The following is a 26,449-nucleotide window of genomic DNA, read 5'->3' on the forward strand; positions in this document are numbered from 1 at the left end:
AATGGGTAATGGGTAATGGGTAATGGCGATATCCGAGTCGTCAACCTTAAACCTTCTAACCTTAAACCTTCTAACCTTAAACCTTCTAACCTTCTAACCTTCTAACCTTCAACCTTCTAACCTTCAACCTTCAACCTTCTAACCTTAAACCTTCTAACCTTCTAACCTTCTAACCTTAAACCTTCTAACCTTAAACAATAAACACTATTAATCTGTCTGGGGCAGTTTAATTTGAACTGCTCCTTCTGGTGTGATGATCACTTTACCACCTAGGGCTTCAATTCTACTAATGGCGATTTTGCTAGTGCGAGGGTCAGGGGAGTTATTTAACACCATTGACCAAGCACTTACTTGAGCTATCTTACTAGTAGGATTGCGCCTTATAAATTCAGCAGTGTTGCGGGAAATTTCAGCAATGTTTTGACTTTGTTCATCAGGGGATTGACTTGCCCAATCGGCTGATTTTTCAAAGGATTGTTGGGCGGCTTTAGCGTCACCCAAAAATAATAATTCATCAATTCCTTTGTAACGCCACACATAATAAGACTGAGCGGGAACTTTAGGGGATAGTGACTGGAGTCCTTTTTCCATTAAGGCGACAGATTTTTCTGGCATTCCTGCATATAAGGAGCTACTGCTAGATATAAAAAAATACGCTGTTAAAAATTTGGGGTCTCGGTTTATAATAACGTCAAAGTACTCTGGGCTAAGCTGATAGCTAGTAATTCGGCGAGCGTCTTGATCACCAAAGTACTGAAGGAAATTCAGAAATACCCAGTCAGCTAATACATTATCGAAGCCAAATGTAGGTAGTCTCTGAAGCAGATTGAGATACACTTGTGTTGCTTCTACGTCTCGCTGGAGGTCTGCGGGTGAGGTGTTTTTGGAGCTTTGTTTGAGGGCATTGAGTTGGGGTTGCTGTAGCTTTCCAACTACTAATATACAACCTAGGAGAATTATGATTGCTCCTAGGGATTGGGTTAGTCTTTGAGGAAATTGCCAAGGCATCTGTTGTCGAAGATAAGATGAAGTATTAAGTACCTAGGAGCTGAGGGGGTGACATGAGCACTAAAAAGCTTATTATATAAGGCTTTGATGCGAATAAGCTCATGGAAGATACAGTCCCAAATTAACCCTCGATTCATTGTCTTGATGCAGTCGCTCATGGGGGAAACCACGGCAGTTGCTCATGGGGGGAACCCCCTTTGGCGGCACTGCATCGCTAAGTAACTTATGGGCTGAAATTATTACCCAGTAATGATTTCAGCTTGCATGTCACCCCCCCAGGAGTTTTCATTATCCTTCGGGGGCTCGTTCTTCCTTCTCCATCTACTCAGACTTTCTTCTTCTTGGCAACCCCCTCTTGGCAATGCTTTCAGCTACTTGTGTCAGTCAGCCAGGGTAAGAGGTGACAAATCCTGTGTACCTCATAGTTATGAAAAACATAGTATAGTTATGAAAAACGCTGTACTTTCTATAGACTTTACTTATACCTAAACTGCTATATATTATTAATCATGTATACAAATATCTGTCCTTTTTGAAATCATCCAAATTCATGCAACGTCGTGACCTTCTCTTTAAATATGGAGTTCCAGGCCTTTTAGCTACTGTTGCTCTTGTACAGCAGTATGCTTCCCATCAATTGTCTCTTACCCCTTGGAAAGGCGGAGGGTTTGGCATGTTTTCTACCCTTGATTCACCAGCCGCCCGCTTCCTTCGAATCTATATTGTGACTGACGAAGGGAAGACTCAGGTCAAGTTACCTAAATGGTTGGGTAAGCTCGCAACGGAGGTACGCACGATCCCCACAAAAAACCGTCTATTACGTCTGACTCGTGAGCTGGCTCAAAGCCAATGGATAAGTTACGCTTCGCCTAGCTCCGAGCCACCTACTCTCAATGAAGCTACTGTCAATGCTACGGAGGGAGACACCTCAAGCGACTACCTCTCCAACTTGGATTCGGAGGCTCCCGATCTTATAGATCGCCAAAGCGAAGTTCAACTTCAAATACAACGATTAACCCAATTATTGCCTCCGGAAGTTCTAAAAAAAGGTAAATCACTACCTAGTAAGGCTGAATTTATCGCTGTTAAAGAGGTGCAAGTTGAAGTATGGCAATATATGTTTGATCCTGAATCAAGCCAGGTCAAGGCACACAAACTTTCATCATCTGTCGTCAAAAGATTGTCCTAAAGAGATTTGAAGAGTATGAGTATCTCAAAAAGTAGCCAGGTGGAGATGCAGAAACAGCCAGCAACGGAGATAAATACAGATGAGATAAACCTAAGTTTGGGAGCTTTTATACGCTATATCAGGGAAGCAGATATATTTGATTTGTCGGCAATCATGACTCTGCTACTGCTGTTGACTTATCCTACCGATTTTTGGTACGTGGTGGTGCCAGTCCGAATTCTTTGCATTTTAGGACTTGTCTATCCAGCTTGGCAGCGGAATTACAGATTTTGGCTCTTGATTACTAGCATCGTTTTGGCAGGTGACCTCTACAACTGGTTCACCATAGACAACCATAAGTACCTTTTGGCCTACTGGTGCTTGGCGATGTGCTTCTCTGCCCGAAGTAGCAATGTTAAAGAAACACTTGCAGTAAATGCGAGACTACTGATTGGCCTGTGTTTTCTTTTCGCAACAATCTGGAAAATTATCTCTCCTGATTTTCTCAATAGCATAGCGTTTCACCATATTCTTTTGACCGATGTGCGCTTTGCCAATGTTGTGGATCTGCTTGGAGGGTTGCCCAAGGATCTCCTTGCTGAAAATCGGTCAACCCTTAGTAGTCTAGTTGCTCCTATGAGCAATCTCCAGTCAGTTGTATTGCAAGACTCTCAAACTGTTGGGATATTGGCTAAATTGTTCACCTATTGGGGTGGGGCGATCGAAGCTCTCGTGGCGATCGCTTTTCTGTTTACCAAAGGTCAGTGGCTGTCCAAGATACGTGATCTATTTCTGTTAACGTTTATAGTCACAACCTATGCGATCGCACCTGTTATGGGTTTTGGCTGGACGCTGATTATTATGGGCATTTCACAAGCAGAGCCCACCTTTAAAAACATCCGCTTGTACTATGTACTGGCATTTGTTCTACTCCAAATCTACCTATTTCCCTGGAGAGACATTGTTGAAAATTCACTTGGTTTCCTTAGTTGATACTGTCGGTATTAACCTTTGGTATGATCGGGTTACTCTTGAAAGATTTAAGACAGGATTATAATACCCACCGACATATATCTATAGCTTAGGTACTGACTTTTTTACACTATTAAAAAATACTAATTTTGATAGTGTTGACAGGGTTAAAGCCATCCTCTGTGTATGGGAAGAAACTTTCACTTCCCATACCTGGTGATAATTGAAACCTGTAAGGGGTAGATCTCATATTATTTGCAAAAAAGCCGGAAAGTGTGGGAACCAGGCCAGAGGAGAACGGTAAACCCATCTAATATTATGATCCGTATATTGTATATCTAGTCTTTATTAAATTCAATAGACACTATATATACATAATACATTATAATACATTGTCAACAATCACAATCACGCCTGGTTTATGAGAAATATCTCACGTTTGTTGACAAGATAACTATACCCTGTATAATTAAGCAGGTGGACAAAATCAATTCCACATTTAATAAAACTCAAAGCCTTACAATGTAAGGGTTACAGAGATAGCGAGTAGGTAATTATTTCTGTGTAGGTGCTTAATAAAGTTATAGCTTTAGGAGATAGGTATGAGTTGTGCCTTACGCTAGTGCCCCTTGGGTAGATTCCCTTGGAAAATCAGAAAGCTGATGGCTGATCATAAAATCACCAATAAAGCCCTATTATGCCCAGGACAAAAGCATCTACATTCTAGAAGCCTTGGTCAGAAAAGATTCCAAAATTCATAAGTAAAAGTACTTATCTCATGAATCTCATATCCACTAGGCATTCCAAAATAAGATGCATTGACCCTGCTATTATGTCCTAGATAAACAAAATTTTTCCATCCAATTCAATTCGGTATCAGGAACAGTAAAACCATGGAAGCAGCAATATTTTTATATGATGGAGACTGCGGTTTTTGTAATGCCACTGTTCTGTTTCTTCTAGAAAGAACAAAGCTGACATCATTACTGTTTTGTCCTCTCCAATCCAAATATGCTGAGAATTTCTTCGCTGAGCATGGGTATCAGCCCCCTGATCTAACCACTGCATACCTCTTTCATAATGGCCGTCTTTATCAAAAGAGTTCAGCGGTTCTGATGGCAATTACCTTAGCGGAAGGACCGGTTAGGAATCTAGGGATATTTTTGGCTATTCCGCCATTTATTCGAGATGGTGTGTACAATTTGATTTCTTCAGTACGTAAACAGATACAGCTAGGCCAAAGTAGTTGTCGGTTATTGACCCCTCAAGAGCGCCAAAGGTTTCTGTTACTATGAGTCAGTATTCTAGTTAGTACCTTACGTTGTTGCTGGCTTCTAAACTCCTACCCCCATTTACTTTCAAAGCTTTTCATCTCCATACTTAACCTTACCCTAGGATAATTTTACCTGGAGGAGCAAGAAAGATTATAAAAGTTAGGGGTACTATAAATTAAATATAGCAATCCTAAATGATCTGTGAATACAGATAGGGGTAAAATACTGATAATATCATAGGTAGTCATAGCTAAATCAACTGTTTAAAACCTATTTAGGGATGCTATAGCAATTCTATTTCCCATGAGGTACAAAGGGATCCCCCTAAATCCCCCTTAAAAAGGGGGACTTTGAGGTTTAGAAGTGTACCTCATAAATGCAATAACCGCTATATAACTTCCTCAAACAAAACCTTTAGTAACAACCATGTCATATCAAAAACCTAAAATAGTAATCATCGGGGCTGGTTTTGCCGGATTGAGAGCAGTCAAAAATTTGGCCAGAGTCAATGCAGAAGTTTTATTGATAGATCGCAACAACTATCATACCTTTGTGCCTTTACTGTATCAAGTAGCTACTGGTTTTATTCCCCCAGAAGCGGTAGCCTATCCATTGCGAAAATTCTTGCGATACGCTCCTAATACCAGTTTTTTTCAAGCAGAAGTTTTAGAAATAGACTTTAACGCTAAACTTGTAAAAACTGATCAAAAAAATATTAATTATGACTATTTGATCATAGCTACGGGGAGTCAAACTAAGTTTCTCGGTGTAGATGGCGCACCTAAATACACCTATCCCTTGCAAACTCTCGATGATGCAGTAGCCCTACGAGATCGCATTTTGAGTAATTGTGAACAAGCTATTAGTTCTACTGACGAGGAAAGACGAAAACAACTACTTACGTTTACAATTGTCGGTGGCGGTGCGACAGGGGTAGAGTTGGCAGGAGCTTTAATTGAGTTAATTACAGATACCTTAGCTAAAGACTATCGGGAACTTGATTTAAAAGAAGTAAAAGTAATCTTAATTCATTCAGGAAATAGATTGCTGGCTGATTTTCCCGATCATTTAGGAGACTACACTGAGCAAGCGCTATGCCGTCGGGGAGTTCAAATTCATTTTAACACTCGTGTTAGTTCGGTCATGCCTGGAGCCATTGAATTAGAAGAGGGTTCGATAATTGAAACAGGAACTATTATTTGGGCTGTAGGAGTAAAAGCTAATCTTCCTGTAGAGTCTGACAAGTTAGCTACAGCTAGGAAAGATCAAGTTTGTGTGCGCTCAACTTTGCAATTATTAGAACATCCAGAAGTCTATGCTGTGGGAGATGTTGCCTATGTTAAGCAAGACGACAAACCACTTTTAGGGATTGCACCTGAAGCTTTACAGCAAGGAACGGCAGTCGCTAGTAATCTCAAACGACAGTTTGGAGGATTATCTCTCAAACCTTTTAATTATTTCAACAAGGGAACAGCAGCAATTATTGCTCGCAATGCAGGAGTTGCTTATCTGTTTGGCAGAATTTCCTTAAAAGGCTGGTTAGCTTGGCTGTTATGGTTAGGTATCCATTTATATTATCTTCCCGGTTTATCAAATCGTTTAACTGTTTTGGGTAGTTGGATTAGAGATTATCTCACAGGAGAACGCAACGTACGCCAAATTTTCTCTGTGTCTACCGCTACCAAACTCACTTTTTCCGACATACGGTAACCAGGGTAAAGGCATCTTTTTGGTTAACCAGGCATAGTTATGAATAAACCCTGCCTTGTCTTGATACAAAGCATGCATCAAGACAAGACAAATCAAAAAACTTGTTGGTTGCTAGGATCTAATAAAATACCTAACAGTTCTGTTTAGTTGTTTTTGATTTTAAGGGCCTCCCCTAAGGGATGCTTAGCAACGGAACTGTGCCAAGGAGTCTGGACTTACGAAAAAGCCTTTGTCCTTAAAGTCAGAAAACATTGGACATACTGAACCAGAACCACCTGCGGTCTCATACATTTCTTCGTTAGAACAGCCTTCTGTTAAACACTCTGAAGCATAGCTTTCGTAGAGGTCTTGTAATTCACCATTACTACATCCTTCATTGTTGCACTCCTCATTCCAGTTTGCAAAAGCAGCTGGAGTGAGCGCAAAGAAGCCTACCATTAAGAAGACCATTCCAAAAATTATAATGTCAGAAAAGATGCGCTTTAGACCACCAAAAAATTCGTTATTCATTGTTACTGTCTCCTTTAGAGAGAAATTGCTATTATTCCCAGAAAGTTATCATAAACGCTCTAGGATTCCTGTACCATGGTTGGCCAAAAAATATCCTAGTATTTTGACGAATCTAGACTAATTTTTTAGCTACCATGGTTAGCATACAGTCTTTTTTTTCTGCGGTCAAGATAGATCTATTTTTTTGTAAAATTTCTTAACTTTATGGTGTATTAAAGAAGCTATAAGCTAGACTGAATCAGGATTATAGGGAATAACAATAAATGATAAGAACAAATGAACTCCTTGACAAAGGGACCTGAGGGGGTGACATGAGCCCTAAAAAGCTTAGTATATAAGGCTTTGATGCGAATAAGCTCATGGAAGATAAAGTCCCAAATTAACCCTCTATTCATTGTCTTGATGCAAAGCGCGAGTGGGGGAAACCACGGCAGTCGCTCATGGGGGGAACCCCCAAGACCGCGCTGCCTCCCCAAGACCGCGCTGCATCGCTAAGTAACTTATGGGCTGAAATTATTACCCAGTAATGATTTCAGCTTGCATGTCACCCCCCCAGACCGAGGAGACTATCAAAACATTCCAACTTTACTGTCAATTAAGTCTGAGGGTAACTCCTTGAGAAACTGAGAAGGGTTAGCTGGTTCCCGATTCCCATAAAAGCGGCGCTCATGAGCATGGGACAAAAACAGTTGTTCCTGAGCGCGAGTAATCCCTACATAACACAAACGCCTTTCTTCCTCCAACGCTACAGGATCCCTAAGACTACGACTGTGAGGAAACAGTCCTTGCTCTAGGCCGACTAGAAAGACAATCGGAAATTCTAGCCCTTTAGCAGAGTGAAGGGTCATTAAAGAAACTGCTTTTTTCCCCTCTTCGAGGTTATCCATGTCAGAGGCAAGAGTTGCATTAGCAAGAAACCCTTCTAAGCTCGTTTCTTCGTTTTCTTCTTGAAATTGCTGGACTGCATTAAACAATTCTACAATATTTTCCAATCGATTCTCAGCTTCTTCAGTTCCTTTGTTTCTTAAATCGCCAATATAACCAGACTCTTCCATAATCCCTTTGAGAATCTCTAATGCTGTTCGGTTTTCCATTTGCTCCTGCCATTGAGACATAAGCTGAGAAAATTTATTGACCGCTTTAGCTGACCTTCCCGCAAATGTATGAACTGAGGTTTCATCACTGAGAATTTCCCACAATGGAACTCCTAATTCTTGGGCAGCTGTGACCAGATTGTTAATGGTAGTTTGTCCAATACCTCGTCGAGGAGTATTGATAATGCGCAATAGACTAACAGTGTCGGATGGGTTTGCGATCGCTCTGAGGTAAGCCAGAGCATCTTTAATTTCTTTACGGTCATAGAACTTTAACCCACCAACTACAGTATAGAGAATATCCGCTCTGATCAAAACGTCTTCAAAGGCACGGGATTGAGCATTAGTACGATAAAGAATAGCAAAACTGCCGCCATCCAGTTCTGGATTTTGTCGTTTTAGTTGGATAATTTGACTGACTACAAACTGAGCTTCTTCCAATTCGTCATCAGCGGCAAAACAATAGATTTTTTCCCCGATACCCCGTGTTGCTCGCAGAACTTTATCAATCCGCTGGGTATTATTTTCGATCAGGTGGTTAGCAGCTTGAAGAATATTTTCCCTAGAGCGATAGTTTTCTTCTAGCTTGACCATAGTGCGAGTATCTTGGTCTGGTAAACCATCACCAAAGTCTTGCTGAAAACCCAGAAGGATGGTGAAGTCTGCCATTCGGAAACTGTAGATAGAGTTATGAGTAAGCAATCCATCGCTAAAGTAGACATGGTGCTTCTCTACCTCTAGGCTATACACCAAGCCACTGTATTCCTGACGCTGAATCCTAATCGGTTTCCAAGCCACTGTTTTGCCACCCTGATAGACAGCTATATCCATCAGTTCTGGTAATAAATTAATCGCTGCTAGCTCGATAGTACTTTTACCCCTTCCGCCTTGATAGGCAATGTCAGGGCTGTAAATGGGGTAGTTTGGGTCGAGTCCAAAGTCTTGAAGACAGGAAATCCCCCGTTCTGGTAACACATCACCCAGTACATTAAATAACTGCTCCAGCATCTGACGAGTGTACTCAGTGGCACCATTAATTGGTTCAAACGGGGCAGTGGGAATACCATAGCGTGCGGCAATATAAGACACTTTGAAGGAAGCTTCTGTCCGATTGTCGGTTGCCACCAGAATCCAAGCGGCATCTGCTTTCTCAACCCTGGCTCGATAGCCTAACTGAAATCCACCATCGCTTTTAAATAGCTTGCACCATCCGACTCGGTACCACTGACCTCGGCGGATTAGGTAGACAACATGAGTCTTTTCCTTAGCTTGCTGATTCCACCGGATTGGCCATCGATGGTTTGGTGTGGAGCGAGTAGTTTGGCTATCAACCGTTACCTCAATCAGATTGCCACTAAAAGGACGACTGGCTTTGTTGAAACGATAACCATTCACTCTGCCAACTACTGCGGAAGAATGAGGGTTATAGCTGACTAACCGATGTTGATTTGGGTCTAGTGCTTCGATTGGGACATATCCCTCAGTCGTGAGTACCTGAGTACCTGGTGGCTGACACTGGTCTGCATCCCCTACTACAAAAACTGAGCGATTCTGCCAATCCCACTGACTCTTTTGAGTTTCTCCCTTGGTAGTCAACAAGCGAATCAGTTCATACTGAATCCGATTGGTATCTTGATACTCATCCACTAAAATGTGATAAAATTGCTGATGCCAGTAGCTTAAGACCGACTCATTCTGTTGAAATAGCCTCATGGGCACTAAGATGAGGTCATCAAAGTCCAAAGCATTGTTAGCAGCTAATTGCTCTTGGTAGTGACTATAGACATCAGCAATCACTCGTCCCCGGAAATTGGACTGTTCTCGCTCAAATTCCTGGGGAGATAAACCGCGATTTTTGGCATTGCTGATACCATAGCGCACAGAACGGGGGTTAAATTTGTGGTCATCAAGATTTAAGGTTTGAGTGACAATGCTTTTAACCAGGGTCTGGGCATCGGATTCGTCAAAGATGGAAAAGTTCCGATTCCACTTCCGTCCCTGATCATCTTGATATTTATTGATATCGAAGCGGAGAATCCGAGCAAACAGACTGTGGAAGGTGCCAATCCACAACGGTTTGGTGATTGTTCTGTAAACACGCGATCGCAACTGAGTTTGTTGGTCTTCTGGCAGAAGCTCCAACCTTTGACCATACTTCTGTTCCGCCAGCTGCTGAGCAAATATTTGCTCAATCCGCCCTTTCATTTCCCGTGCGGCTTTGTTAGTGAACGTCACCGCTAAGATATTTTCTGGTGAGACCTTGTGTTTGAGAATCAGATTAGCAATACGATAGGTCAAGGCTCGGGTTTTGCCAGACCCGGCACCAGCAACAACTAACAAGGGACCACAGAAATGTTCAACGGCTTGAAGTTGGGAAGGGTTAAGGTGGCTCAGGAAATCAGGGGTTGTACTCATAGGGGCGGATAAAATGCGATCGCAGATCTAGCTAGATCTATTTATCTTATAGCTGAGGCTATTCTAATGTTTAGTTTTTCCAGTGTGATTCTAAATATCCGATGATCTAGCAGCGCTCAATGGTCCATAAACACTTTCCCTACTCCCTACTCCCTACTCCCTACTCCCTACTCCCTACTCCCTACTCCCTACTCCCTACTCCCTACTCCCTACTCCCTACTCCCGATTCCCGATTCTTGACTGATGGTTTACACACGCCCCCTCGCTCGCTTAATTGAAGAGCTACAACGCCTGCCTGGAGTTGGTCCAAAGACTGCCCAACGACTAGCCCTTCATATCCTCAAGCGTCCAACACCGGAAGTCAAAGCCCTAGCGCAAGCGTTGGTGGAAGCCAAACAACAAGTTGGTTTTTGTAGAGTATGCTTTCACTTGTCTGCTGAACCGGTCTGCCAAATTTGCCGCAATTCCAACCGGGACCAGAAGACTATCTGTGTAGTTGCCGACTCAAGGGATGTGATTGCCATCGAAAAAACCCGCGAGTACCGAGGCCAATACCACGTTCTGGGAGGAGTGATCTCCCCTATGGATGGCATTGGTCCAGAACAACTCCATATCCAGCAACTTGTACAACGAGTCAGCCAGAAAACGATTCAAGAAGTCATTTTAGCCATCAATCCCAGTGTAGAAGGGGAGACAACCACACTATATATAGGTCAACTGATCAGGCCGTTTACCAAAGTGACCCGAATTGCCTTTGGTTTACCTATGGGAGGAGACCTAGAATATGCAGATGAAGTCACCCTAGCTAGAGCCTTAGAAGGACGCCGTGAGTTGGATTAAGCATTCGTGAGTTGGATTAAGCATTCGTGAAGGATGAATTATCAAGTGAGAAGATACTTCATCCTCCATCCTTCCATAAACTACTTCAACTTTTGCTTAATAAACGTCACCAGCTGACCTAACTGTTTCTTCAAGGCATCTATTTCCTGTTGCATTTTGGCAACCTTTGCCTTCAACTGCGCAATTTCCTGAGCTGATTCGAGCGATGACTCAGCGGTAGCTGCACTAACTGGTGCTGGTGCAGGAGTTGCTGGTCGCTTCTTAGCCTTTTGCATGGATTCTTTGATAGCGTCCGTCAGCTGCTTTTTATTAAAAGGCTTTTCAATAAAGGCAAAATACTTAAAAGGTTCTTTAATTTTAGCAGTTACTTCTTCCTTTCGGCCTGACATTAATACCAGAGGTATTGTTTGTAATTTAGGATCACTTTTAAGTTCATTAAAAATATCAAATCCACTCATTTTGGGCAGGATAAAATCTAACATGATAAAGTTAGGTTTTGCCTGGCGAATTAAATTAATTCCCTCCACCCCATCTTTAGCTTCGATGACTTCAAACCCCTTAGGTAACATCTCTTTGACATGCTTGCGGATTACCGTACTATCATCGATTACCAGGATTTTATGACTTGCCACGACTGACTCCTTTCCAAGGTAGTTTGAGGTAATTTTAAAAAAACAAATGTTGAATGAAGCGACTGTCGCCGACTCCAGAGGCTAATGTGGACACCCTAACTTAGGATCAGGGGAGTGCCAGTTTGCCTAGCGATGATCGACAAGTCACGACCTACCCAACTAAGATAACTCAGCCCTATCAATCTATAGCCATACCCCTATAAAAAGGTGTGGGAGATGTGACAATCTATCCCTATAGCAAAGGGAACAGGGAACAGGGAACAGGGAACAGGGAGTAGGGAGTAGGGAGTAGGGAGTAGGGAACAAACATTCTCTCAATTGATTTAGGATTGCTATAGTTAGTGCCATTCTAGGGTAAGACCCCACACCCGTTCAGGGTGAACCTGTGTTGAGGCTCGCCCGTCGGAATGCGATCGCGCCCCGCGTGACCTAGAGCCAATCGCATTCCGATGCAAAGTACTTGGTCTGGTTCAGTTACGATTAACCAGTTCCTATTACGGCCTAATTTCCCCCTACACCTGATCCGCCCACACCCCAACCAGACACTGATTTCTCGGTGTAATCAAAACAACTTAACTGCCAATCTTTTCTTTCCACAACCAACGAGGCAAAGTAACCAGGCACAGGGGTTAGACCAGCGATAGACCAACGGTAAACTGCCTGAGGGTCTTTGTTGATGCTCAGCAAGGCAGTCGGTTCAGCTGGATTTACAGAAACTTCGACCTGTTCCAAGCCAGCTAGTCCTTCACCAATCGCTTTGAGATAGGCTTCCTTACTGGTCCATCCCTGGAAAAATGCCTTGTGCTTTTGCTCCTCAGACACAGAACAAATCACGGCATACTCTTGGGGGGAAAAGAAACGTTGAGCGAGTTGCTCAGCATCTGGCATTGGTCGCAGGTATTCTAGGTCAACGCCAATGCGCTGATCCCAGGTAATAGCATACAGAATTAGTCCATGAGAGTGAGAAACATTAAAACGGAGTCTTCTGCCCCCACAAGTTTCCTTGAGTGCTGGCTTGCCCCGCTTTCCATAACAAAACTCCACTTGGCGTGGGTTCATGCCCAAATAGCGACCCAAGATTTGGCGCAAAAGACCCCGACCTGCTATAAAATGCTTTCTATCCCGCTCAAAGTAAAATCGCTCAGCTCTTTGGTGCTCGTCCTCAGAAAGAGTGGTTGCCAATTTCTCAATCAATACTCCACTCAGCTCCAACTGCGCACGCCAGAGATGGACATCATGGTTCAATAGTTGTAAATCTGTTGGGGGAATTAGCCACACTGGGGTCATGGTTCAATAAAAACTTATAAACATTAGTAGTTTCACAGTTACACCCAATAGTCAGACCAATAGTCAGATTTCATAAATTTAATGATTTTTACAGATACCCAATAACTTGCCTTACTATTAAAGTTAATGTGATGTTAAGCTGCCATGAGCTTTCCAAAGAAATTTAAATTCTTGTTCCTTAGTTACTCCAAAGAACCTCAAACCCGTAAAATAGATCAGCTTTGTATAGGGAATAGATAGAGCCTATGAGTTTTATCCCATCTCCATCTAATCAAGAATCAACCTTCCCAGCTACTTCTGACCTGTTTCTGCGCCATCGACTTAAAATTGTAGAGGATTTGTGGGAATCTGTTCTCCTATCTGAATGTGGTCAGGAACTTGTTGATTTACTCAAGCAACTGCGGGAATTGTGTTCTCCAGAAGGACAAGCCACTGAAGATCCTAAATCTTCAGTAGCTGATTTAATCCAACAGCTTGACCTTAATGAGGCTATCCGGGCATCACGAGCCTTTGCTCTATACTTTCAGCTGATCAATATTGTCGAACAACATTATGAACAACGAAATCAACAACTCTCAAGACGCCGCTCTTACCGAAGAAGCACTGAACCTGAGTTAACCCCCTTCGGCCAAGGTATTTTAACAAAAAATGGTAATTCGTCTTTGTCAACTGTTGTAACCGTTGACAAAGAGGTGGAAATAGGCAATGAGGTTACTCAACCAGGGGGTGCCGTTACCAATGTTATCGAAAAGAGCCACCAGGAAAACCAAGGATCCGAAAGAAAATTAGGGCTACTGGATTGGTTATTTCCCCACTTACACAAGCAGAATGTGCCACCAGGTCAAATTCAGCGGCTGATTGACAATCTTGATATTCGCTTGGTTTTCACAGCTCACCCCACAGAAATCGTTCGTCGTACCATTCGGGGTAAACAGCGACGGATGGCTAAGATTCTCGAACAATTAGACCAAGCGGAGCAAACCTATGGTACCTTAGGAATCACTTCGTCCTGGGAGGTGACTGAATGTAGCCAAAAGCTCATGGAAGAAATTCGCCTCTGGTGGCGCACCGATGAGCTACATCAGTTTAAGCCGGGAGTACTTGATGAGGTAGATTACACTCTTCACTACTTCCACGAAGTACTGTTTGATACAATACCCCAATTGTATAGTCGTTTCAAGCAAGCGTTGAAGGGTTCATTCCCCTGGCTGAACCCACCCGCTAAGAACTTCTGTCATTTTGGCTCTTGGGTAGGGTCAGACCGGGATGGTAATCCTTTTGTCACTCCCCAAATTACCTGGCAAACTGCCTGCTATCAACGAGATTTGGTGCTGGGTAAATATATAGGTGAGGTTAAGAATCTGACCGAATTATTGAGCCTGTCGTTGCACTGGTGTGATGTGCTACCGGAACTGTTGGACTCTCTAGAACAAGACCGTTCTCAATTGCCAGAGGTTTACGAACAGCTCGCCATTCGCTATCGGCAAGAACCCTATCGACTCAAACTGACCTACATTAAGCAAAAACTCGAAAACACCCGTGAGCGAAACCAACAGCTTGCCAATGGTATGCCTGTACCAGATGAGATGGCTAATGGTAAAAGCTGGAGTTTTTACCGCTCTGGAGAAGAATTCTTGGCAGAACTAAAGCTGATTGAGAGTAATCTGGTGGAAACCGGGTTGAACTGTCGTGAGTTAGACAATTTAATCGGTCAGGTGGAAATTTATGGCTTTTACCTGGCTCACCTAGATATTCGCCAGGAAAGTTCTCGCCACTCAGAAGCCCTGAGTGAAATTGCTGAGTACCTGCAAGTTTTGCCTAAGCCCTACAACTTGCTATCGGAATCCGAAGCATGCTTGTGGTTAACCGCTGAGTTGCGAACCCGACGTCCATTAATCCCAACAGAACTGCCATTTTCGGAAAAAACCTGCGAGACTATCGAAACCTTCCGGATGGTGCGGCAACTGCAACAAGAGTTTGGTCCCCAAATCTGCCAAACCTACATCATCAGCATGAGTCATACGGCCAGCGATTTGTTAGAAGTCCTCTTGTTGGCGAAGGAAGCTGGTTTGTATGACCCGGCCACTGGTCAGGGAACCATTCGCGTGGTGCCACTGTTTGAAACAGTGGAAGACCTTAAGCGTGCTCCAGCAGTGATGAAATCCCTGTTTGAGCTACCCTTGTATCGTGCTAGTTTGGCTGGTGGATATCAACAGTTGCAGGTTAGCCCATTAAACCTACCCTACTCGAACGCTAAAGGCGAACAACCAAATAACCCTGGCCAAAAGGCCACGCTACGGGAACAAGCGTTAACCTCTCCTAACTTACAAGAGGTAATGCTCGGCTACTCCGACAGTAACAAAGATTCTGGCTTCCTCAGTAGCAACTGGGAAATCCACAAAGCTCAGAAAGCCTTAGAGCACGTGGCCCAAGAGTATGGTATTGTTTTACGGATCTTCCATGGTCGTGGTGGTTCAGTGGGTCGTGGTGGCGGTCCATCTTATGAAGCTATCCTGGCGCAACCAGGTCGTAGTATCAATGGCCGAATCAAAATTACCGAACAGGGGGAAGTCCTGGCTTCTAGGTACTCTCTGCCAGGACTAGCGCTCTATCATCTCGAAACAATAGCCACAGCAGTGATGCAAGCTAGCTTACTCAATAATGGCTTTGATGATATCCAGCCCTGGAATGAAATTATGGAGGAGTTAGCTCAGACCTCCCGTACCCATTACCGAGCCCTGATTCACGACCAACCGGATCTGGTAGATTTCTTCCATCAAGTCACACCGATTCAAGAAATTAGCCAGTTGCAAATTAGTTCTCGCCCTGCACGGCGTAAATCAGGGAAGAAGGATTTAAGCAGTCTGCGGGCAATTCCTTGGGTCTTTAGCTGGACTCAAAGCCGCTTCCTGCTACCGAGCTGGTACGGTGTTGGCACTGCCCTACAAAGCTTTGTCGATCAGCAGCCAGAGGAAAATATCAACCTATTGCGCTGTTTCTATTCAAAATGGCCTTTCTTCAAAATGGTTATTTCCAAAGTAGAGATGACCTTAGCGAAGGTGGATTTACAAATTGCTCACCACTATCTCAAGGAACTTTCAAACCCTGAAGACCTGGAACGCTTCGAGCATTTGTTTGAGCAAATTGCTAAGGAATTTAACCTTACCTGCAATTTAGTCCTGACGATTACAGGACACCAAACACTGCTAGATGGCGACCCAAATTTACAACGGTCTGTACAGTTGCGTAATGGTACCATCGTTCCCTTAGGATTTTTACAGGTATCTTTGCTCAAACGCCTACGTCAACATAGCAACCAGGTAACATTGGGTGTGGTTCAATCCCGGTATAGTAAGGGAGAGTTACTACGAGGAGCCTTATTGACGATCAACGGTATTGCTGCTGGCATGCGTAATACTGGCTGACCTGTAAAGAATGGAAAGTGAAGGATGAAGGATGAAGGATGAAAAACGAACCAATGGCGAAGTTATTCACTGTTAGTCTTTTTTTGTCCGGAATCCTTGTAATTGCAAATTTAGCCTAATGATTAAATAGGTGTTCAACTCTTTGTATATCCTTATGGCGGTGTCTGGCTTGCATCCTTTGTTTCCATTCTCGAATCGCGATCGCAGTTTTTTCTGTAGGAGGTGTATACTTCTGACTTTTCCCGGTGTTTTGCTTTGCCTGTCGTTGGTTTTGATTAGCTTGAGGTTGAATAACTAGAAACTCGGCAAGATTCTCTTGAAGTAATTTATGATCCAAGGCCCTTAGGATCGCTCTTGCGTTTGAATAACGCTCTTTGAGGGAAATAGCCAGCATTCTGTTGAGAATATTAGCAAAGGAATCACTCAATTCCAATGCTTTGCCCCACTTCAGTTCACCAGTTTGGCGCTCGCTCTGAAATGGTAGGGGGGCTTTTCCAGTAAGTAGGTAAATACAGGTAACCCCTAGGGAATAAATATCACTGCTATACACGGGTCGTAGGCTAAACTGTTCCGGTGGTGCAAATCCTACAGTACCGATGAAATGGGTAGTTGGGTTTCTGACACTGCTATCTGATACTTGGGCAATTAACTCCTTAACTGCCCCAAAATCAATTAGTACCAACTGACCATCATGAGAAAGAATAATATTCTGAGGTTTGATATCACGATGTATTACCCCATGGTCATGGATGTACTGCAATAACGGTAGTATGTCTCGCAGAAAATCTTTAACGGCTCCTGGGGATAAGCAACCAGAACGCCTCACCAACCGAGCTAGGGTAATGCCTCGAATGTACTCTTGAACCAAGTAGAATTCTCCATCGTCTACGAAATAATCGAGCAGCATGGGGATCTGGGGGTGAGTCCCCAGTTTGTTCAAAATTTTTGCCTCTCTTTCAAACCGCTGACGAGCATTATGTAATGCTTTTGGCTCACTGAATTTGGGGCGAAGTTGCTTGATGACACAAAACGGCTGACCCGGTAAGGATGTATCTTTGGCTAGAAAGGTTACACCGAAACCACCTCGACCAATCATCCGTAACACTTCATAGCGTGCGCGAAATAGCTGCTTTTTGCCACAAAGTTGACCTAACTCGGTATTCTTTAAGACATCACTGTGAAAAGAAGATAGCTTGACTTGCGGGAAATTCATTTATTTTTATATAGAAGGAGTAGCCATCAGCACCGATATGCTTTTAGTTTAGGCGTAAATATACGGGTTTGGCAGAATTATTCAGAGAGAAAAAAAATTTCCTACAGTTAATTAAAAATTAGGTAAAGTTGGTTGATAATACAGGGGTAAACCGAAAATATGACTATGCATCACAAACTAAACGAAGCCTTGGACCAAGGTCGTTGCCTGAAAGTAATTAGTGGCTTAAATACTTTTGATCCCGAGAAAGTTGCTGCTGTAGTCAAAGCAGCTTCACGGGGTGGAGCGACTTTTGTCGATATTGCCGCCTCGCCCGATCTAGTCAGGTTGGCACGAGGGTTAACGGATTTACCAATTTGTGTTTCTGCTGTAGAACCAAAGCAGTTTGTTATTGCTATCCAAGCTGGTGCTGATCTGATTGAAATTGGTAACTTTGATAGCTTTTATGCTCAGGGACAGTGGTTTGATGCTTCCGACGTATTGGCACTGACCATTGAAACCCGTAAATTACTACCCAATATAACCCTATCAGTAACTGTCCCCCACATTCTAAAGTTAGATCAGCAAGTAGAACTAGCGGCAGAATTAGTCAAAGCGGGTGCCGATATTATTCAAACTGAAGGGGGTACCAGCAGTAAACCTCGCTCCGCTGGCACCTTGGGTTTAATTGAAAAAGCGGCACCAACCTTGGCAGCTGCCTATGAAATTTCTCGTGCTGTGTCAGTACCAGTGTTGTGTGCTTCCGGGTTATCCAGTGTGACCGTTCCCATGGCCATTGCCGCTGGTGCTGCTGGTGTTGGCGTTGGTTCCGCTATCAATCAGTTAGATAGCGAAGTCGCAATGGTAGCAGCGGTTCGCAGCTTGGTAGAATCCCTCGAAGGTGTCAAGGGTGAAGGGTTGAAGGTTGAAGGTTGTTCGCGTAGCGTGGCCTTTTGGCCAAGGTTTGAAGGGTTGAAGGTTGAAGGTTGAACGGTTGTTCGCGTAGCGTGGCCTTTTGGCCAAGGTTTGAAGGGTTGAAGGTTGAAGGTTGAACGCGCACGGGTGGCCTTTTGGCCAAGGTTGCATGCTTGAAAACTAGTCTTCTAACCTTAAACCTGTTAACTTTAAACCTGTTAACCTTAAACCTGTTAACTTTAAACCTGTTAACCTCCAACCTGTTAACCTTCAACCTGTTAACCTTCAACCTATTAACCTTCAACCTGTTAACCTTCAACCTGTTAACCTTCAACCTTCAAACTAAACAGTCCTTCAATCCATAAACTACCTGTTGCTGTTCCTCAACGGTAAGTTCTGGGAACATTGGCAGGGACAATACTTGATGGCAGACTTGCTCAGCAACTGGAAACTGACCGATTTGATAGCCTAAGTCTTTGTAGACTGGCTGCAAGTGTAACGGCAGGGGGTAATAGACCATAGAACTAATACCTGCCTGCTTTAATTTTTGGCGTACCTCGTCCCGATAGTTGCTATTGCTGCTATCTTGAGTGAGGCGAATGGTGTACTGGTTCCAGACGGAATGTCCCCCAGGGGTTTCCCGAGGCCGGATGATCTCAGGTAATGGCTCCAATAACTGGTGATACCGGGTTGCTACCTGACGACGGGCATTGTTCCAGCCATCGAGATAGGGTAGCTTTACGTTAAGAATAGCGGCTTGTAGGGCATCTAAACGACTGTTGATACCATTGACTTGATGGTAATAGCCCGAGCATCTGCCGTGGTCTCTTAGCATCCGTATTGAGGCCGCAACAGTTTTGTCATTAGTAGTTACCGCACCACCATCGCCACAGGTTCCCAGATTCTTGGTGGGATAGAAGCTAAAACAACCAATATGTCCAATACTGCCAACCTTTTTTCCTACCCATTCAGCACCAGTCCCTTGGGCACAGTCTTCAATGACTGCAAGACAATGAGTCTTGGCGATATCCATCACAGCAGTCATATCTACTGGCTGCCCGAACAGGTGAACTGGTATAATTGCTCTAGTATTATGGGTAATTGCTTTCTCAATTTGATTGAGATCGATATTAAAGGTTTCGGGATTGATATCTACAAAGACTGGGGTAGCACCAACTTCAGCAATTACTTCAGCAGTAGCGATGAAGGTGAAGGGTGTGGTAATTACCTCATCACCTGGTCCGATATCTAAAGCTCGCAGGGCGAGATAGAGAGCGTCTGTACCAGAGTTACATGCAATGCATTCCAGGGTACCGGTGTAAGCCGCAAACTGTTGCTCAAAGTGTTCTACAACTGGACCACCAATATAACGTCCAGAGGAAAGAACGTCACCGACAGCAGCACTGACTTGTTCTCCAATAACTTGGTACTGCCGTTTTAAGTCAAGAGGGGGTATAGTATTCACTTGTTCCTCACACCTTAAGTTGTTTTCAATTAAAACAGAATTTTTTGCAAAAAGGGTTCAAATTTTACCTGCAGCTTACTTTTCACTCCTGGCCTTGAAGGTTTGTTCGCGTAGCGTGGCCTTTGGCCAAGGTTGAAGGTTGAAGGGTTGAAGGTTGAAGGGTTGAAGGGTTGAAGGGTTGAATGGTTGAATGGTTGAATGGTTGAATGGTTGAATGGTTTGAAGCTGGGATGCTGGGATGGTTGATGGTTCAAAACTAGTCTTCAACCGGTTAACATTCAACCGGTTAACATTCAACCTGTTAACCTTCAACCTATTAACCTTCAACCGGTTAACCTTCAACCTGTTAACATTCAACCGGTTAACCTTCAACCGGTTAACCTCCAACTGCCATCACAATTAACAGAGGATCTGACACAATAGATTAAAACAAGTTAGCTGTGGTGGCTGGTGGATTCTTTGATTGAACTCGATATTAGCGATTTAGCGTGGGGATTGGGCATGATGGCGATCGCAATTGGTTTATCGAGCTGGCAAAGGCTGGGTTTGGAAGTTCAACTAGCGATCGCAACTGGCCGAACTATCGTACAACTCATTGTTGTGGGATATGTGCTGGCTGTAATTTTTGCCTTAGATCACCCGATTCCTGTTTTAGGTATCTTAATGGTAATGCTGACTATTGGTACCATTACTGCCCGCAATCGGATTAGTAACCACAAGATACCGAGACTTTTACCAATAGTTTTCAGTTCCCTGTTCTTCAGTACAGCATTGACCTTAATCTATACAAATCTATTGATGATTCAACCAGAACCTTGGTATGCACCCCAGTACCTGATTCCCTTAGGAGGTATTGTGCTGGGCAATGCCATGAATGGGGCTGCGATCGCAGGGGAACGCCTAGTTAGCACCATTAGCAACAGCACTCTGGAAATCGAAACCCATTTAAGTTTAGGTGCAACGGGACAACAAGCCGTAGCCGGTTACCGTAAGGATGCGATTCGGGCTGGGTTGATTCCTACTCTTAACTCCATGATGGTAGTGGGACTGGTGACTTTACCTGGAATCATCACAGGTCAATTGTTAAGTGGTATTGATCCCTTGAATGCTGCTTCCTATCAGATATTAATTATGTTTATGCTCGCATTTACTAACTTGATCGCAACCTTATTGATAACCTATGGGTTGACACGGCAATTTTTTAATCAGTCTGAGCAGTTAACCATATAGCAGTTATCCATTGGGTGAGGTACACAGTCCCATGTTTTAGGGAGTAGGGAGTAGGGAGTAGGGAGTAGGGGCAAGAGAATTGAGTGTACCTCATACCGATCACTCTTGAGGCAATTGAGCAAATTCTTGGGAATAGACTTCAATCACCATATCTGGATCATCACGCTCAGCAAGCGATCGCATAACCTGACCCAACAATACCGGCTTGGATACACCAGTTTCCGGATGGATTATCGTCCGGGCTCGAATCGTTAACTGGTTATTTGCGCCACCGAGGCGTCCATAGGAATAAAAATTACTAGCAGCTTGGCGCAGTGTCGCTTCTACTTCCGACTCTGTAGCAGTAGGGGCCAAAGCAATCACGGTTTGGTTGCCACCATTATCGTAGACTACAGTATATCGGATTGCCCCTGGAATGGTAGTACGGGTAAACGGTACTAAGGATAACGAGAAAAAGCTAGCTGTTAGCACTAGCATAAACCCAGTGACTCCTACCAGACGAAACCGGAGTCCCCATTTGAAGATAAAACCGAGTATAGCAATCAAGCCACAGGCTAAAGTCAGAATACCTGCCCATTGAGTGTAGATCAGAAAATCAGCTGTTGTTGGCATAGTAGTTTATAGAGTTGGTAATTTGACTTGTGAACATACTCCCTTAAGGAAAGGCAAGAGGCAATAGGCAAGAGGCAATAGGCAAGAGTTAATCAACTATATAAGGATTTCAGGATTTTTGGCCGCCCTGCATCTTAAAGTAGGGTGGGCAAAGTAATATTATCTAGAATACTCACCCATAACCAAACTGTTTTTGCCCACCATACAAGCTGTTCCAACTAGATTAGCCTCTAGATTCGGGAGCATCCTATTTTTGCACATAACACTTTCAATAAGCTTTTGAATCTCTAGTCAAAAAATACCAACCAATTCAATGAGTGTAGGCAAAGTAATATTATCTAGAATACTCACCCATAACCAAAAAGTTTTTGCCGATGCTACAAGCTTAATAAAGTGTTTCCCAATAGCAGTAATCCAGAAACAGTCTAAATGTTCCGGGTCACGAACACTATTATAACCTGCCACACCAAAGGCAAATTATAACTGATAAAAGACTCTACAAGCTGCTACTATATGTTGCTTACGACTATCACGTTCCTCTTCAAAATACGTAAATTGATATGGTTTAGTAATAGCCCTCAGTAGTGTATTTGTAACCGGTTGATTTGAGACCATTATAGACCAATATAGACCATTTATAAAGTAAAATTATAAAGTAAAAACCAAGGAGATAAGGGATAATTGTTACAACAGTAGAACAACTGGCCGATCAGTTCAATTTTCTATTGTCCATTGTCCATTTTAAAGCACTATATTAGACTACTATGCTAAGAGCCGGAATTGTTGGACTGCCCAATGTAGGCAAATCAACCTTATTTAATGCCCTAGTTGCCAATGCCAAGGCAGATGCTGCTAATTTCCCCTTTTGTACCATTGAGCCGAATGTGGGTGTAGTTGCTGTGCCAGATCAGCGGTTGCAGGTTCTGGCAAAGATTTCTGAATCTCAGAAAATCGTGCCAACTCGGATTGAGTTTGTGGATATTGCTGGTTTAGTCAAGGGAGCCAGTAAAGGGGAAGGCTTGGGTAACCAGTTTTTAGCCAATATCCGAGAAGTCGATGCTATTGTCCATGTGGTGCGCTGCTTTGATGATGATGACATCATCCATGTTTCCGGCTCCGTTGACCCAGGGCGGGATATTGAAGTAATTAATCTAGAATTAGCCTTAGCGGATTTAGGGCAAGTTGAACGCCGGATTGAGCGTACCCGGAAGCAAGCTCGTAGTAACAAAGATGCCAAGATGGAACTTGATGTCTTGGAAACCTTGAGCGCTGGGTTGAATGAAGGCAAATTAGTGCGCCAGATTAGTTTAACAGAAGAAGAAGCTGAATCAGTCAAGCAATTGGGGTTACTGACTAGTAAGCCAGTCATCTATGCGGCTAATGTGTCTGAAGATGACTTAGCCACTGGTAATGACTGGGTCGAGCAAGTGCGGCAAATTGCTGCTACCGAAGATGCTCAAGTGGTAGTGGTTTCTGCTCAAGTAGAGTCAGAACTAATTGAGTTACCTGAGGAAGAGCGAGAGGATTTTCTTCAGTCCCTTGGTGTGGAAGAAGGGGGATTAAAATCTTTGATTGGCGCTACCTATGAATTGTTGGGCTTACGTACTTTTCTCACCACTGGTCCCCAGGAAACCCGAGCCTGGACTATTACTGCTGGTATGAAAGCGCCCCAAGCGGCTGGGGTAATTCACACGGATTTTGAGCGAGGCTTTATTCGAGCAGAAACCGTTGCTTATGGGGATTTGGTAGCTTCTGGGGCGATGACGGCTGCTAAGGAAAAAGGGTTAGTTCGCTCAGAAGGTAAAGATTATGTTGTGCAAGAGGGAGATGTGATGCTTTTCCGCTTTAATGTTTAAGTAGTGGTGCTCTAAGGGGTTATACCCATGGATATTGTTAGTCTTTTAATTGCATGTTTGGTTACTGCAATCAGTTTGTTGATCATTTCCAAACTGCCAACTGGTGTCGAGATTGATAGTTTTGAGAAAGCATTGGTTTCAGCAGTGGTGTTCGGCATTCTCAATGCCCTATTGAAACCAATCCTGGATGTTTTAGCTCTTCCTCTTACTATCTTGACTCTTGGGGTTTTTGCAGTTGTGGTCAACGCCATTATTTTTGGCTTAGCCGCTGCTTTGGTAACGGGATTCCGACTGCGCTGGGGATTTTGGAGCGCTTTGATCGGCGCAATTGCCCTTGGTTTCGTTAATTCCTTGATCTATAAGGTGCTCGGAACCTTGACTTGATTGTTGGTACCTAACAGCTAAAAGACAGGTAGACAGACAGCTTATGCGCTACGCGCACGCTACTTGAGGTGCCGTCAGCCGTCAGCCGTCAGCTATCAGCCGTCAGCTAATCAACGGGAGATAGTAAACAAGCATGTGGGTTACTGGTACAACTGCTTGGAAATCCCTGCTCGTTTTACTCATCCCACCCCGTGCAGCGATCGCCTCCGGTAGCTGATAGCTGATAGCTGATAGCTGAATGCTTAAACAGACAGGTAAACACAACAGCTAAACACAACAGGGGCAAAGGAGAACAAACTCTAGCTCCTTGGCTTGTCGGCACTACACGGATATACAAACACCGAAGATACACCGATAACAAATGACCATCTGATCTGTGCATCTAGGTTAAATCCGTGTAGTTTTCGTTTGTCTTGAAATATCCACGCCCGAGCCCTGCACTCCCTACTCCCTACTCCCTACTCCCTACTCCCTACCACTTTATACCTTACCCAATTGAGAACTACTATATGAATTCAATCGCACCAGCAGTCTACATCATCGGTGCTGGACCAGGCGCTCCAGACTTATTAACTGTCAAAGCCTTGAAAATCCTCCAAAAGGCAGATGTTATTATAGTGGCAGATTCTCTAGTGCCCAAACAGATGTTAGAGAGTGTTCGTGCTGATGCCGAAATTATTCGCTCTGGCAACAAAACCCTAGAAGAGATTGTGCCACTGATGATTGAACGGGTGCGATCGCATAAATCTGTGGTCAGGCTACACTCAGGAGATTTGACTCTGTATAGTGCTATCCACGAGCAAATGCAAGCTCTAAAGGAAGCATCTATTCCCTTTGAAGTTATCCCAGGCATCAGCGCCTTTCAAGCAGCAGCGGCACAACTTGGTGTTGAGCTAACTATACCAGGATTAGTACAAACGATTATCCTTACTCGGATCAGTGGTCGTGCTTCTGCTGTGCCGGAATCAGAAGAATTAGCATCCCTAGCTGCCCATCAAGCTAGTCTGTGTCTCTATCTCAGTGCTCGTCACGTAGAAGCGGCTCAAGCCAAACTCCTAAAACACTATTCCGCCGATACACCAGTAGCGGTTTGCTTCCGCATTGGCTGGCCAGATGAAAAAATCTGGCTAGTTGACCTTGACAAAATGGCAGCAACTACTCATGAGCACAATTTAATTCGGACAACCCTTTACTTAATCAGTCCGGCACTAAAGACGGCTTTAAACCGTGATGGCCTTAAAACCCGTTCCCGTCTCTATCATCCTGAACACTCTCACCTCTTTCGTCCTCACCCCTCTATTGTATAAAATATATAATATAACATTAATTTTTGTATGGAAGTGTGAAGCAACTTAATTGCCCAAAGTGTACAGGAACATTAGAGCCAGTTACCTGCCATGACATTGAAGTAGACCGCTGTGTCAACTGCAAAGGCATTTGGTTTGATTCCCTGGAGGCCGAAATACTCAAAAAGATTAAAGGTTCTGAGAGTCTAGATATTGGAGACCCGGAAATTGGCTCTGAGCTGAATAAGATCAATGATGATATTTACTGTCCCCGCTGCGGAGCTAAAATGGTCCGCATGCTTGATATTGATGAGTACAGCATCTGGTACGAAAAATGTTTCGAATGCCACGGGGTTTGGCTAGATGCTGGAGAATTCAGGCAGTATAAGCATAATTTTCAGCCCAGAGGTGTTCTACATCGAGTTAAGCGCATGTTTAGACCCCAAAAGGACATCCCAAATCCTGTCTTTTAAACGCCAAAATTTTGTAAACTAATTGCCATTGACCGTTCGCGCAGCGTCGGGCTTTGCCCGAAAAGTCACGCTACGCCAACGCTAAGAACTTAGGGAGAAACACTCGTGCTAGACGAACAAGCGAAAAAGACGATGCTGCGCAAAATTCCCCATGGTCTATATATCTGTGGTGTCAGAGATGGTGAAGAAACAATCAATGGTTTCACGGTCAGCTGGGTGATGCAGTCTTCCTTCAAACCGCCACTAATAGTTAACTGTGTTAAACAAGATACTGGCTCCCACGGCATCATTAAGAAAACAGAGGTATTTGCCCTAAGCTTCCTCGATAGTGGGCAAAAAGATATGGCAGCCAAATTTTTTAAACCCCAAAGTCGCGTTGGTAATAAGTTTGCTGATGTAGAATTTTACTTTGGAGAAGTAACTGGTTGTCCGATTATTTCTGACTCCCTCGGTTATGTAGAATGCCAGGTCAGAGGGAGTGTGGAAGAAGGCGATCACACGGTCTTTGTTGCTGAAGTCGTTGGTGCTGGCATTCATCGGGAAGGAGATCAGTTGTTACTAGAAAGCACTGGTTGGCAGTATGGCGGTTAGAGCAATCAGCAATCAGCAATCAGCAATCAGCTTTCGGCTGACGACTGACGGCTGACGGCTGATAGCTGACGGCTGACAGCTTAAAATTTATCTTCAAAACCTCAACTAGA

27 protein-coding genes are annotated in these 26,449 nt (G+C 43.7%); 14 read left to right on the top strand and 13 right to left on the bottom strand.

The window, feature by feature from the left end; genetic code table 11:
* Positions 1-207 precede the first annotated feature (207 nt).
* Positions 208-1,008 (bottom strand): hypothetical protein, encoded by an 801-nt coding sequence (locus F6K53_RS11555; protein WP_293072306.1) that lies wholly within the window; start codon positions 1,006-1,008, stop codon positions 208-210.
* A gap of 550 nt (positions 1,009-1,558) precedes the next feature.
* On the opposite strand from F6K53_RS11555, the gene F6K53_RS11560 reads away from it, so the two are divergent.
* From F6K53_RS11560 to F6K53_RS11575, 4 genes are all read left to right on the top strand, one after another.
* Complete coding sequence (locus F6K53_RS11560) at positions 1,559-2,197, top strand: hypothetical protein (RefSeq protein WP_293072307.1); 639 nt, start codon at positions 1,559-1,561, stop codon at positions 2,195-2,197.
* 15 nt (positions 2,198-2,212) lie between these two features.
* On the top strand, positions 2,213-3,169 hold the full coding sequence (locus tag F6K53_RS11565) for a hypothetical protein (protein ID WP_293072308.1): 957 nt from the start codon (positions 2,213-2,215) through the stop codon (positions 3,167-3,169).
* Between the two features lie 872 nt (positions 3,170-4,041).
* Positions 4,042-4,443, top strand: a complete 402-nt coding sequence (locus F6K53_RS11570; protein WP_293072309.1) for a DCC1-like thiol-disulfide oxidoreductase family protein — start codon at positions 4,042-4,044, stop codon at positions 4,441-4,443.
* 405 nt (positions 4,444-4,848) lie between these two features.
* Positions 4,849-6,132: an NAD(P)/FAD-dependent oxidoreductase gene (locus F6K53_RS11575; protein WP_293066290.1), complete on the top strand. Its 1,284-nt coding sequence runs from the start codon at positions 4,849-4,851 to the stop codon at positions 6,130-6,132.
* A gap of 183 nt (positions 6,133-6,315) precedes the next feature.
* On the opposite strand, the gene F6K53_RS11580 is transcribed toward F6K53_RS11575, so the two are convergent.
* Together F6K53_RS11580 and F6K53_RS11585 are read right to left on the bottom strand one after the other, a co-directional pair.
* Complete coding sequence (locus tag F6K53_RS11580; protein ID WP_293066292.1) at positions 6,316-6,642, bottom strand: hypothetical protein; 327 nt, start codon at positions 6,640-6,642, stop codon at positions 6,316-6,318.
* A gap of 569 nt (positions 6,643-7,211) precedes the next feature.
* Positions 7,212-10,151, bottom strand: a complete 2,940-nt coding sequence (locus tag F6K53_RS11585; protein ID WP_293080784.1) for a UvrD-helicase domain-containing protein — start codon at positions 10,149-10,151, stop codon at positions 7,212-7,214.
* Positions 10,152-10,270: 119 nt separating this feature from the next.
* Here F6K53_RS11585 and F6K53_RS11590 point away from each other — a divergent pair, with 119 nt between their 5' ends.
* Positions 10,271-10,429, top strand: a complete 159-nt coding sequence (locus F6K53_RS11590) for a hypothetical protein (RefSeq protein WP_293066295.1) — start codon at positions 10,271-10,273, stop codon at positions 10,427-10,429.
* On the top strand, positions 10,395-10,991 hold the full coding sequence (gene recR, locus F6K53_RS11595) for a recombination mediator RecR (RefSeq protein ID WP_293017409.1): 597 nt from the start codon (positions 10,395-10,397) through the stop codon (positions 10,989-10,991). Before F6K53_RS11590 ends, recR begins: the two co-directional genes overlap by 35 nt.
* Before the next feature lie 80 nt (positions 10,992-11,071).
* Here recR and F6K53_RS11600 read toward each other — a convergent pair whose 3' ends face one another.
* The 3 genes from F6K53_RS11600 to F6K53_RS11610 all read right to left on the bottom strand — a co-directional run bounded on the left by F6K53_RS11600 (position 11,072) and on the right by F6K53_RS11610 (position 12,910).
* Positions 11,072-11,623 carry a response regulator gene (locus F6K53_RS11600; RefSeq protein WP_293017410.1) on the bottom strand — a complete coding sequence of 184 codons (552 nt, stop codon included), beginning with the start codon at positions 11,621-11,623 and terminating at the stop codon, positions 11,072-11,074.
* Between the two features lie 183 nt (positions 11,624-11,806).
* Positions 11,807-11,971, bottom strand: a complete 165-nt coding sequence (locus F6K53_RS11605) for a hypothetical protein (protein ID WP_293017411.1) — start codon at positions 11,969-11,971, stop codon at positions 11,807-11,809.
* Positions 11,972-12,124: 153 nt separating this feature from the next.
* Positions 12,125-12,910: a 4'-phosphopantetheinyl transferase superfamily protein gene (locus F6K53_RS11610; protein ID WP_293042345.1), complete on the bottom strand. Its 786-nt coding sequence runs from the start codon at positions 12,908-12,910 to the stop codon at positions 12,125-12,127.
* 245 nt (positions 12,911-13,155) lie between these two features.
* Here F6K53_RS11610 and F6K53_RS11615 point away from each other — a divergent pair, with 245 nt between their 5' ends.
* Positions 13,156-16,335 (top strand): phosphoenolpyruvate carboxylase, encoded by a 3,180-nt coding sequence (locus tag F6K53_RS11615; RefSeq protein ID WP_293017413.1) that lies wholly within the window; start codon positions 13,156-13,158, stop codon positions 16,333-16,335.
* 115 nt (positions 16,336-16,450) lie between these two features.
* On the opposite strand, the gene F6K53_RS11620 is transcribed toward F6K53_RS11615, so the two are convergent.
* Positions 16,451-17,548 carry a serine/threonine-protein kinase gene (locus F6K53_RS11620; RefSeq protein ID WP_293017414.1) on the bottom strand — a complete coding sequence of 366 codons (1,098 nt, stop codon included), beginning with the start codon at positions 17,546-17,548 and terminating at the stop codon, positions 16,451-16,453.
* Positions 17,549-17,707: 159 nt separating this feature from the next.
* On the opposite strand from F6K53_RS11620, the gene F6K53_RS11625 reads away from it, so the two are divergent.
* Positions 17,708-18,517, top strand: a complete 810-nt coding sequence (locus F6K53_RS11625; protein ID WP_293017415.1) for a DUF561 domain-containing protein — start codon at positions 17,708-17,710, stop codon at positions 18,515-18,517.
* Here F6K53_RS11625 and F6K53_RS11630 read toward each other — a convergent pair.
* From F6K53_RS11630 to F6K53_RS11640, 3 genes are all read right to left on the bottom strand, one after another.
* Entirely contained in the window at positions 18,432-18,776 is a 345-nt protein-coding gene (locus F6K53_RS11630) for a hypothetical protein (RefSeq protein WP_293080787.1), read from the bottom strand. The genes F6K53_RS11625 and F6K53_RS11630 overlap by 86 nt on opposite strands.
* A gap of 3 nt (positions 18,777-18,779) precedes the next feature.
* Positions 18,780-19,907, bottom strand: coding sequence for a DegT/DnrJ/EryC1/StrS family aminotransferase (locus F6K53_RS11635; protein WP_293066302.1), 1,128 nt, complete (start codon positions 19,905-19,907; stop codon positions 18,780-18,782).
* 75 nt (positions 19,908-19,982) lie between these two features.
* Positions 19,983-20,279 (bottom strand): hypothetical protein, encoded by a 297-nt coding sequence (locus F6K53_RS11640; protein WP_293080789.1) that lies wholly within the window; start codon positions 20,277-20,279, stop codon positions 19,983-19,985.
* 78 nt (positions 20,280-20,357) lie between these two features.
* Here F6K53_RS11640 and fetB point away from each other — a divergent pair, with 78 nt between their 5' ends.
* Positions 20,358-21,137: an iron export ABC transporter permease subunit FetB gene (gene fetB, locus F6K53_RS11645; RefSeq protein WP_293080792.1), complete on the top strand. Its 780-nt coding sequence runs from the start codon at positions 20,358-20,360 to the stop codon at positions 21,135-21,137.
* Here fetB and F6K53_RS11650 read toward each other — a convergent pair.
* Positions 21,109-21,231, bottom strand: a complete 123-nt coding sequence (locus F6K53_RS11650) for a hypothetical protein (RefSeq protein WP_293071396.1) — start codon at positions 21,229-21,231, stop codon at positions 21,109-21,111. The genes fetB and F6K53_RS11650 overlap by 29 nt on opposite strands.
* 5 nt (positions 21,232-21,236) lie before the next feature.
* The gene (locus F6K53_RS11655) at positions 21,237-21,749 is read right to left on the bottom strand and encodes a Ycf51 family protein (RefSeq protein WP_293071397.1); all 513 of its coding nucleotides are present in this window, start codon (positions 21,747-21,749) and stop codon (positions 21,237-21,239) included.
* 764 nt (positions 21,750-22,513) lie between these two features.
* Here F6K53_RS11655 and ychF point away from each other — a divergent pair.
* Positions 22,514-23,605, top strand: a complete 1,092-nt coding sequence (gene ychF / locus F6K53_RS11660; protein ID WP_293071398.1) for a redox-regulated ATPase YchF — start codon at positions 22,514-22,516, stop codon at positions 23,603-23,605.
* A gap of 27 nt (positions 23,606-23,632) precedes the next feature.
* Positions 23,633-23,989 (top strand): phage holin family protein, encoded by a 357-nt coding sequence (locus F6K53_RS11665; protein WP_293071399.1) that lies wholly within the window; start codon positions 23,633-23,635, stop codon positions 23,987-23,989.
* A gap of 175 nt (positions 23,990-24,164) precedes the next feature.
* Here the strand turns inward: F6K53_RS11665 and F6K53_RS11670 are convergent, their stop codons facing one another.
* Entirely contained in the window at positions 24,165-24,371 is a 207-nt protein-coding gene (locus F6K53_RS11670; RefSeq protein WP_293071400.1) for a hypothetical protein, read from the bottom strand.
* Positions 24,372-24,498: 127 nt separating this feature from the next.
* Here F6K53_RS11670 and cobM point away from each other — a divergent pair, with 127 nt between their 5' ends.
* The 3 genes from cobM to F6K53_RS11685 all read left to right on the top strand — a co-directional run bounded on the left by cobM (position 24,499) and on the right by F6K53_RS11685 (position 26,339).
* Positions 24,499-25,296 (top strand): precorrin-4 C(11)-methyltransferase, encoded by a 798-nt coding sequence (gene cobM / locus F6K53_RS11675; protein ID WP_293071414.1) that lies wholly within the window; start codon positions 24,499-24,501, stop codon positions 25,294-25,296.
* A gap of 35 nt (positions 25,297-25,331) precedes the next feature.
* Positions 25,332-25,748, top strand: coding sequence for a zf-TFIIB domain-containing protein (locus F6K53_RS11680; RefSeq protein WP_293071401.1), 417 nt, complete (start codon positions 25,332-25,334; stop codon positions 25,746-25,748).
* Between the two features lie 105 nt (positions 25,749-25,853).
* On the top strand, positions 25,854-26,339 hold the full coding sequence (locus F6K53_RS11685) for a flavin reductase family protein (RefSeq protein ID WP_293071402.1): 486 nt from the start codon (positions 25,854-25,856) through the stop codon (positions 26,337-26,339).
* The last annotated feature ends 110 nt before the right edge of the window (positions 26,340-26,449 follow it).

The sequence above is a fragment of the Moorena sp. SIO4A1 genome (genome assembly GCF_010672065.1).
Classification (GTDB): domain Bacteria; phylum Cyanobacteriota; class Cyanobacteriia; order Cyanobacteriales; family Coleofasciculaceae; genus Moorena.

Excerpts from the sequence above, each read along its gene's own strand:
- F6K53_RS11585 (WP_293080784.1), bottom strand. The coding sequence starts at position 10,151 with ATGAGTACAACCCCTGATTTCCTGAGCCACCTTAACCCTTCCCAACTT.
- F6K53_RS11590 (WP_293066295.1), top strand. The coding sequence starts at position 10,271 with ATGGTCCATAAACACTTTCCCTACTCCCTACTCCCTACTCCCTACTCC.
- F6K53_RS11570 (WP_293072309.1), top strand. The coding sequence starts at position 4,042 with ATGGAAGCAGCAATATTTTTATATGATGGAGACTGCGGTTTTTGTAAT.
- F6K53_RS11650 (WP_293071396.1), bottom strand. The coding sequence starts at position 21,231 with ATGAGGTACACTCAATTCTCTTGCCCCTACTCCCTACTCCCTACTCCC.
- recR (WP_293017409.1), top strand. The coding sequence starts at position 10,395 with ATGGTTTACACACGCCCCCTCGCTCGCTTAATTGAAGAGCTACAACGC.
- F6K53_RS11665 (WP_293071399.1), top strand. The coding sequence starts at position 23,633 with ATGGATATTGTTAGTCTTTTAATTGCATGTTTGGTTACTGCAATCAGT.
- F6K53_RS11580 (WP_293066292.1), bottom strand. The coding sequence starts at position 6,642 with ATGAATAACGAATTTTTTGGTGGTCTAAAGCGCATCTTTTCTGACATT.
- F6K53_RS11620 (WP_293017414.1), bottom strand. The coding sequence starts at position 17,548 with ATGAATTTCCCGCAAGTCAAGCTATCTTCTTTTCACAGTGATGTCTTA.
- ychF (WP_293071398.1), top strand. The coding sequence starts at position 22,514 with ATGCTAAGAGCCGGAATTGTTGGACTGCCCAATGTAGGCAAATCAACC.
- F6K53_RS11605 (WP_293017411.1), bottom strand. The coding sequence starts at position 11,971 with ATGGCACTAACTATAGCAATCCTAAATCAATTGAGAGAATGTTTGTTC.
- F6K53_RS11615 (WP_293017413.1), top strand. The coding sequence starts at position 13,156 with ATGAGTTTTATCCCATCTCCATCTAATCAAGAATCAACCTTCCCAGCT.
- F6K53_RS11610 (WP_293042345.1), bottom strand. The coding sequence starts at position 12,910 with ATGACCCCAGTGTGGCTAATTCCCCCAACAGATTTACAACTATTGAAC.
- F6K53_RS11625 (WP_293017415.1), top strand. The coding sequence starts at position 17,708 with ATGACTATGCATCACAAACTAAACGAAGCCTTGGACCAAGGTCGTTGC.
- F6K53_RS11655 (WP_293071397.1), bottom strand. The coding sequence starts at position 21,749 with ATGCCAACAACAGCTGATTTTCTGATCTACACTCAATGGGCAGGTATT.
- F6K53_RS11575 (WP_293066290.1), top strand. The coding sequence starts at position 4,849 with ATGTCATATCAAAAACCTAAAATAGTAATCATCGGGGCTGGTTTTGCC.
- F6K53_RS11565 (WP_293072308.1), top strand. The coding sequence starts at position 2,213 with ATGAGTATCTCAAAAAGTAGCCAGGTGGAGATGCAGAAACAGCCAGCA.
- cobM (WP_293071414.1), top strand. The coding sequence starts at position 24,499 with ATGAATTCAATCGCACCAGCAGTCTACATCATCGGTGCTGGACCAGGC.
- F6K53_RS11670 (WP_293071400.1), bottom strand. The coding sequence starts at position 24,371 with ATGCACAGATCAGATGGTCATTTGTTATCGGTGTATCTTCGGTGTTTG.
- F6K53_RS11555 (WP_293072306.1), bottom strand. The coding sequence starts at position 1,008 with ATGCCTTGGCAATTTCCTCAAAGACTAACCCAATCCCTAGGAGCAATC.
- F6K53_RS11560 (WP_293072307.1), top strand. The coding sequence starts at position 1,559 with ATGCAACGTCGTGACCTTCTCTTTAAATATGGAGTTCCAGGCCTTTTA.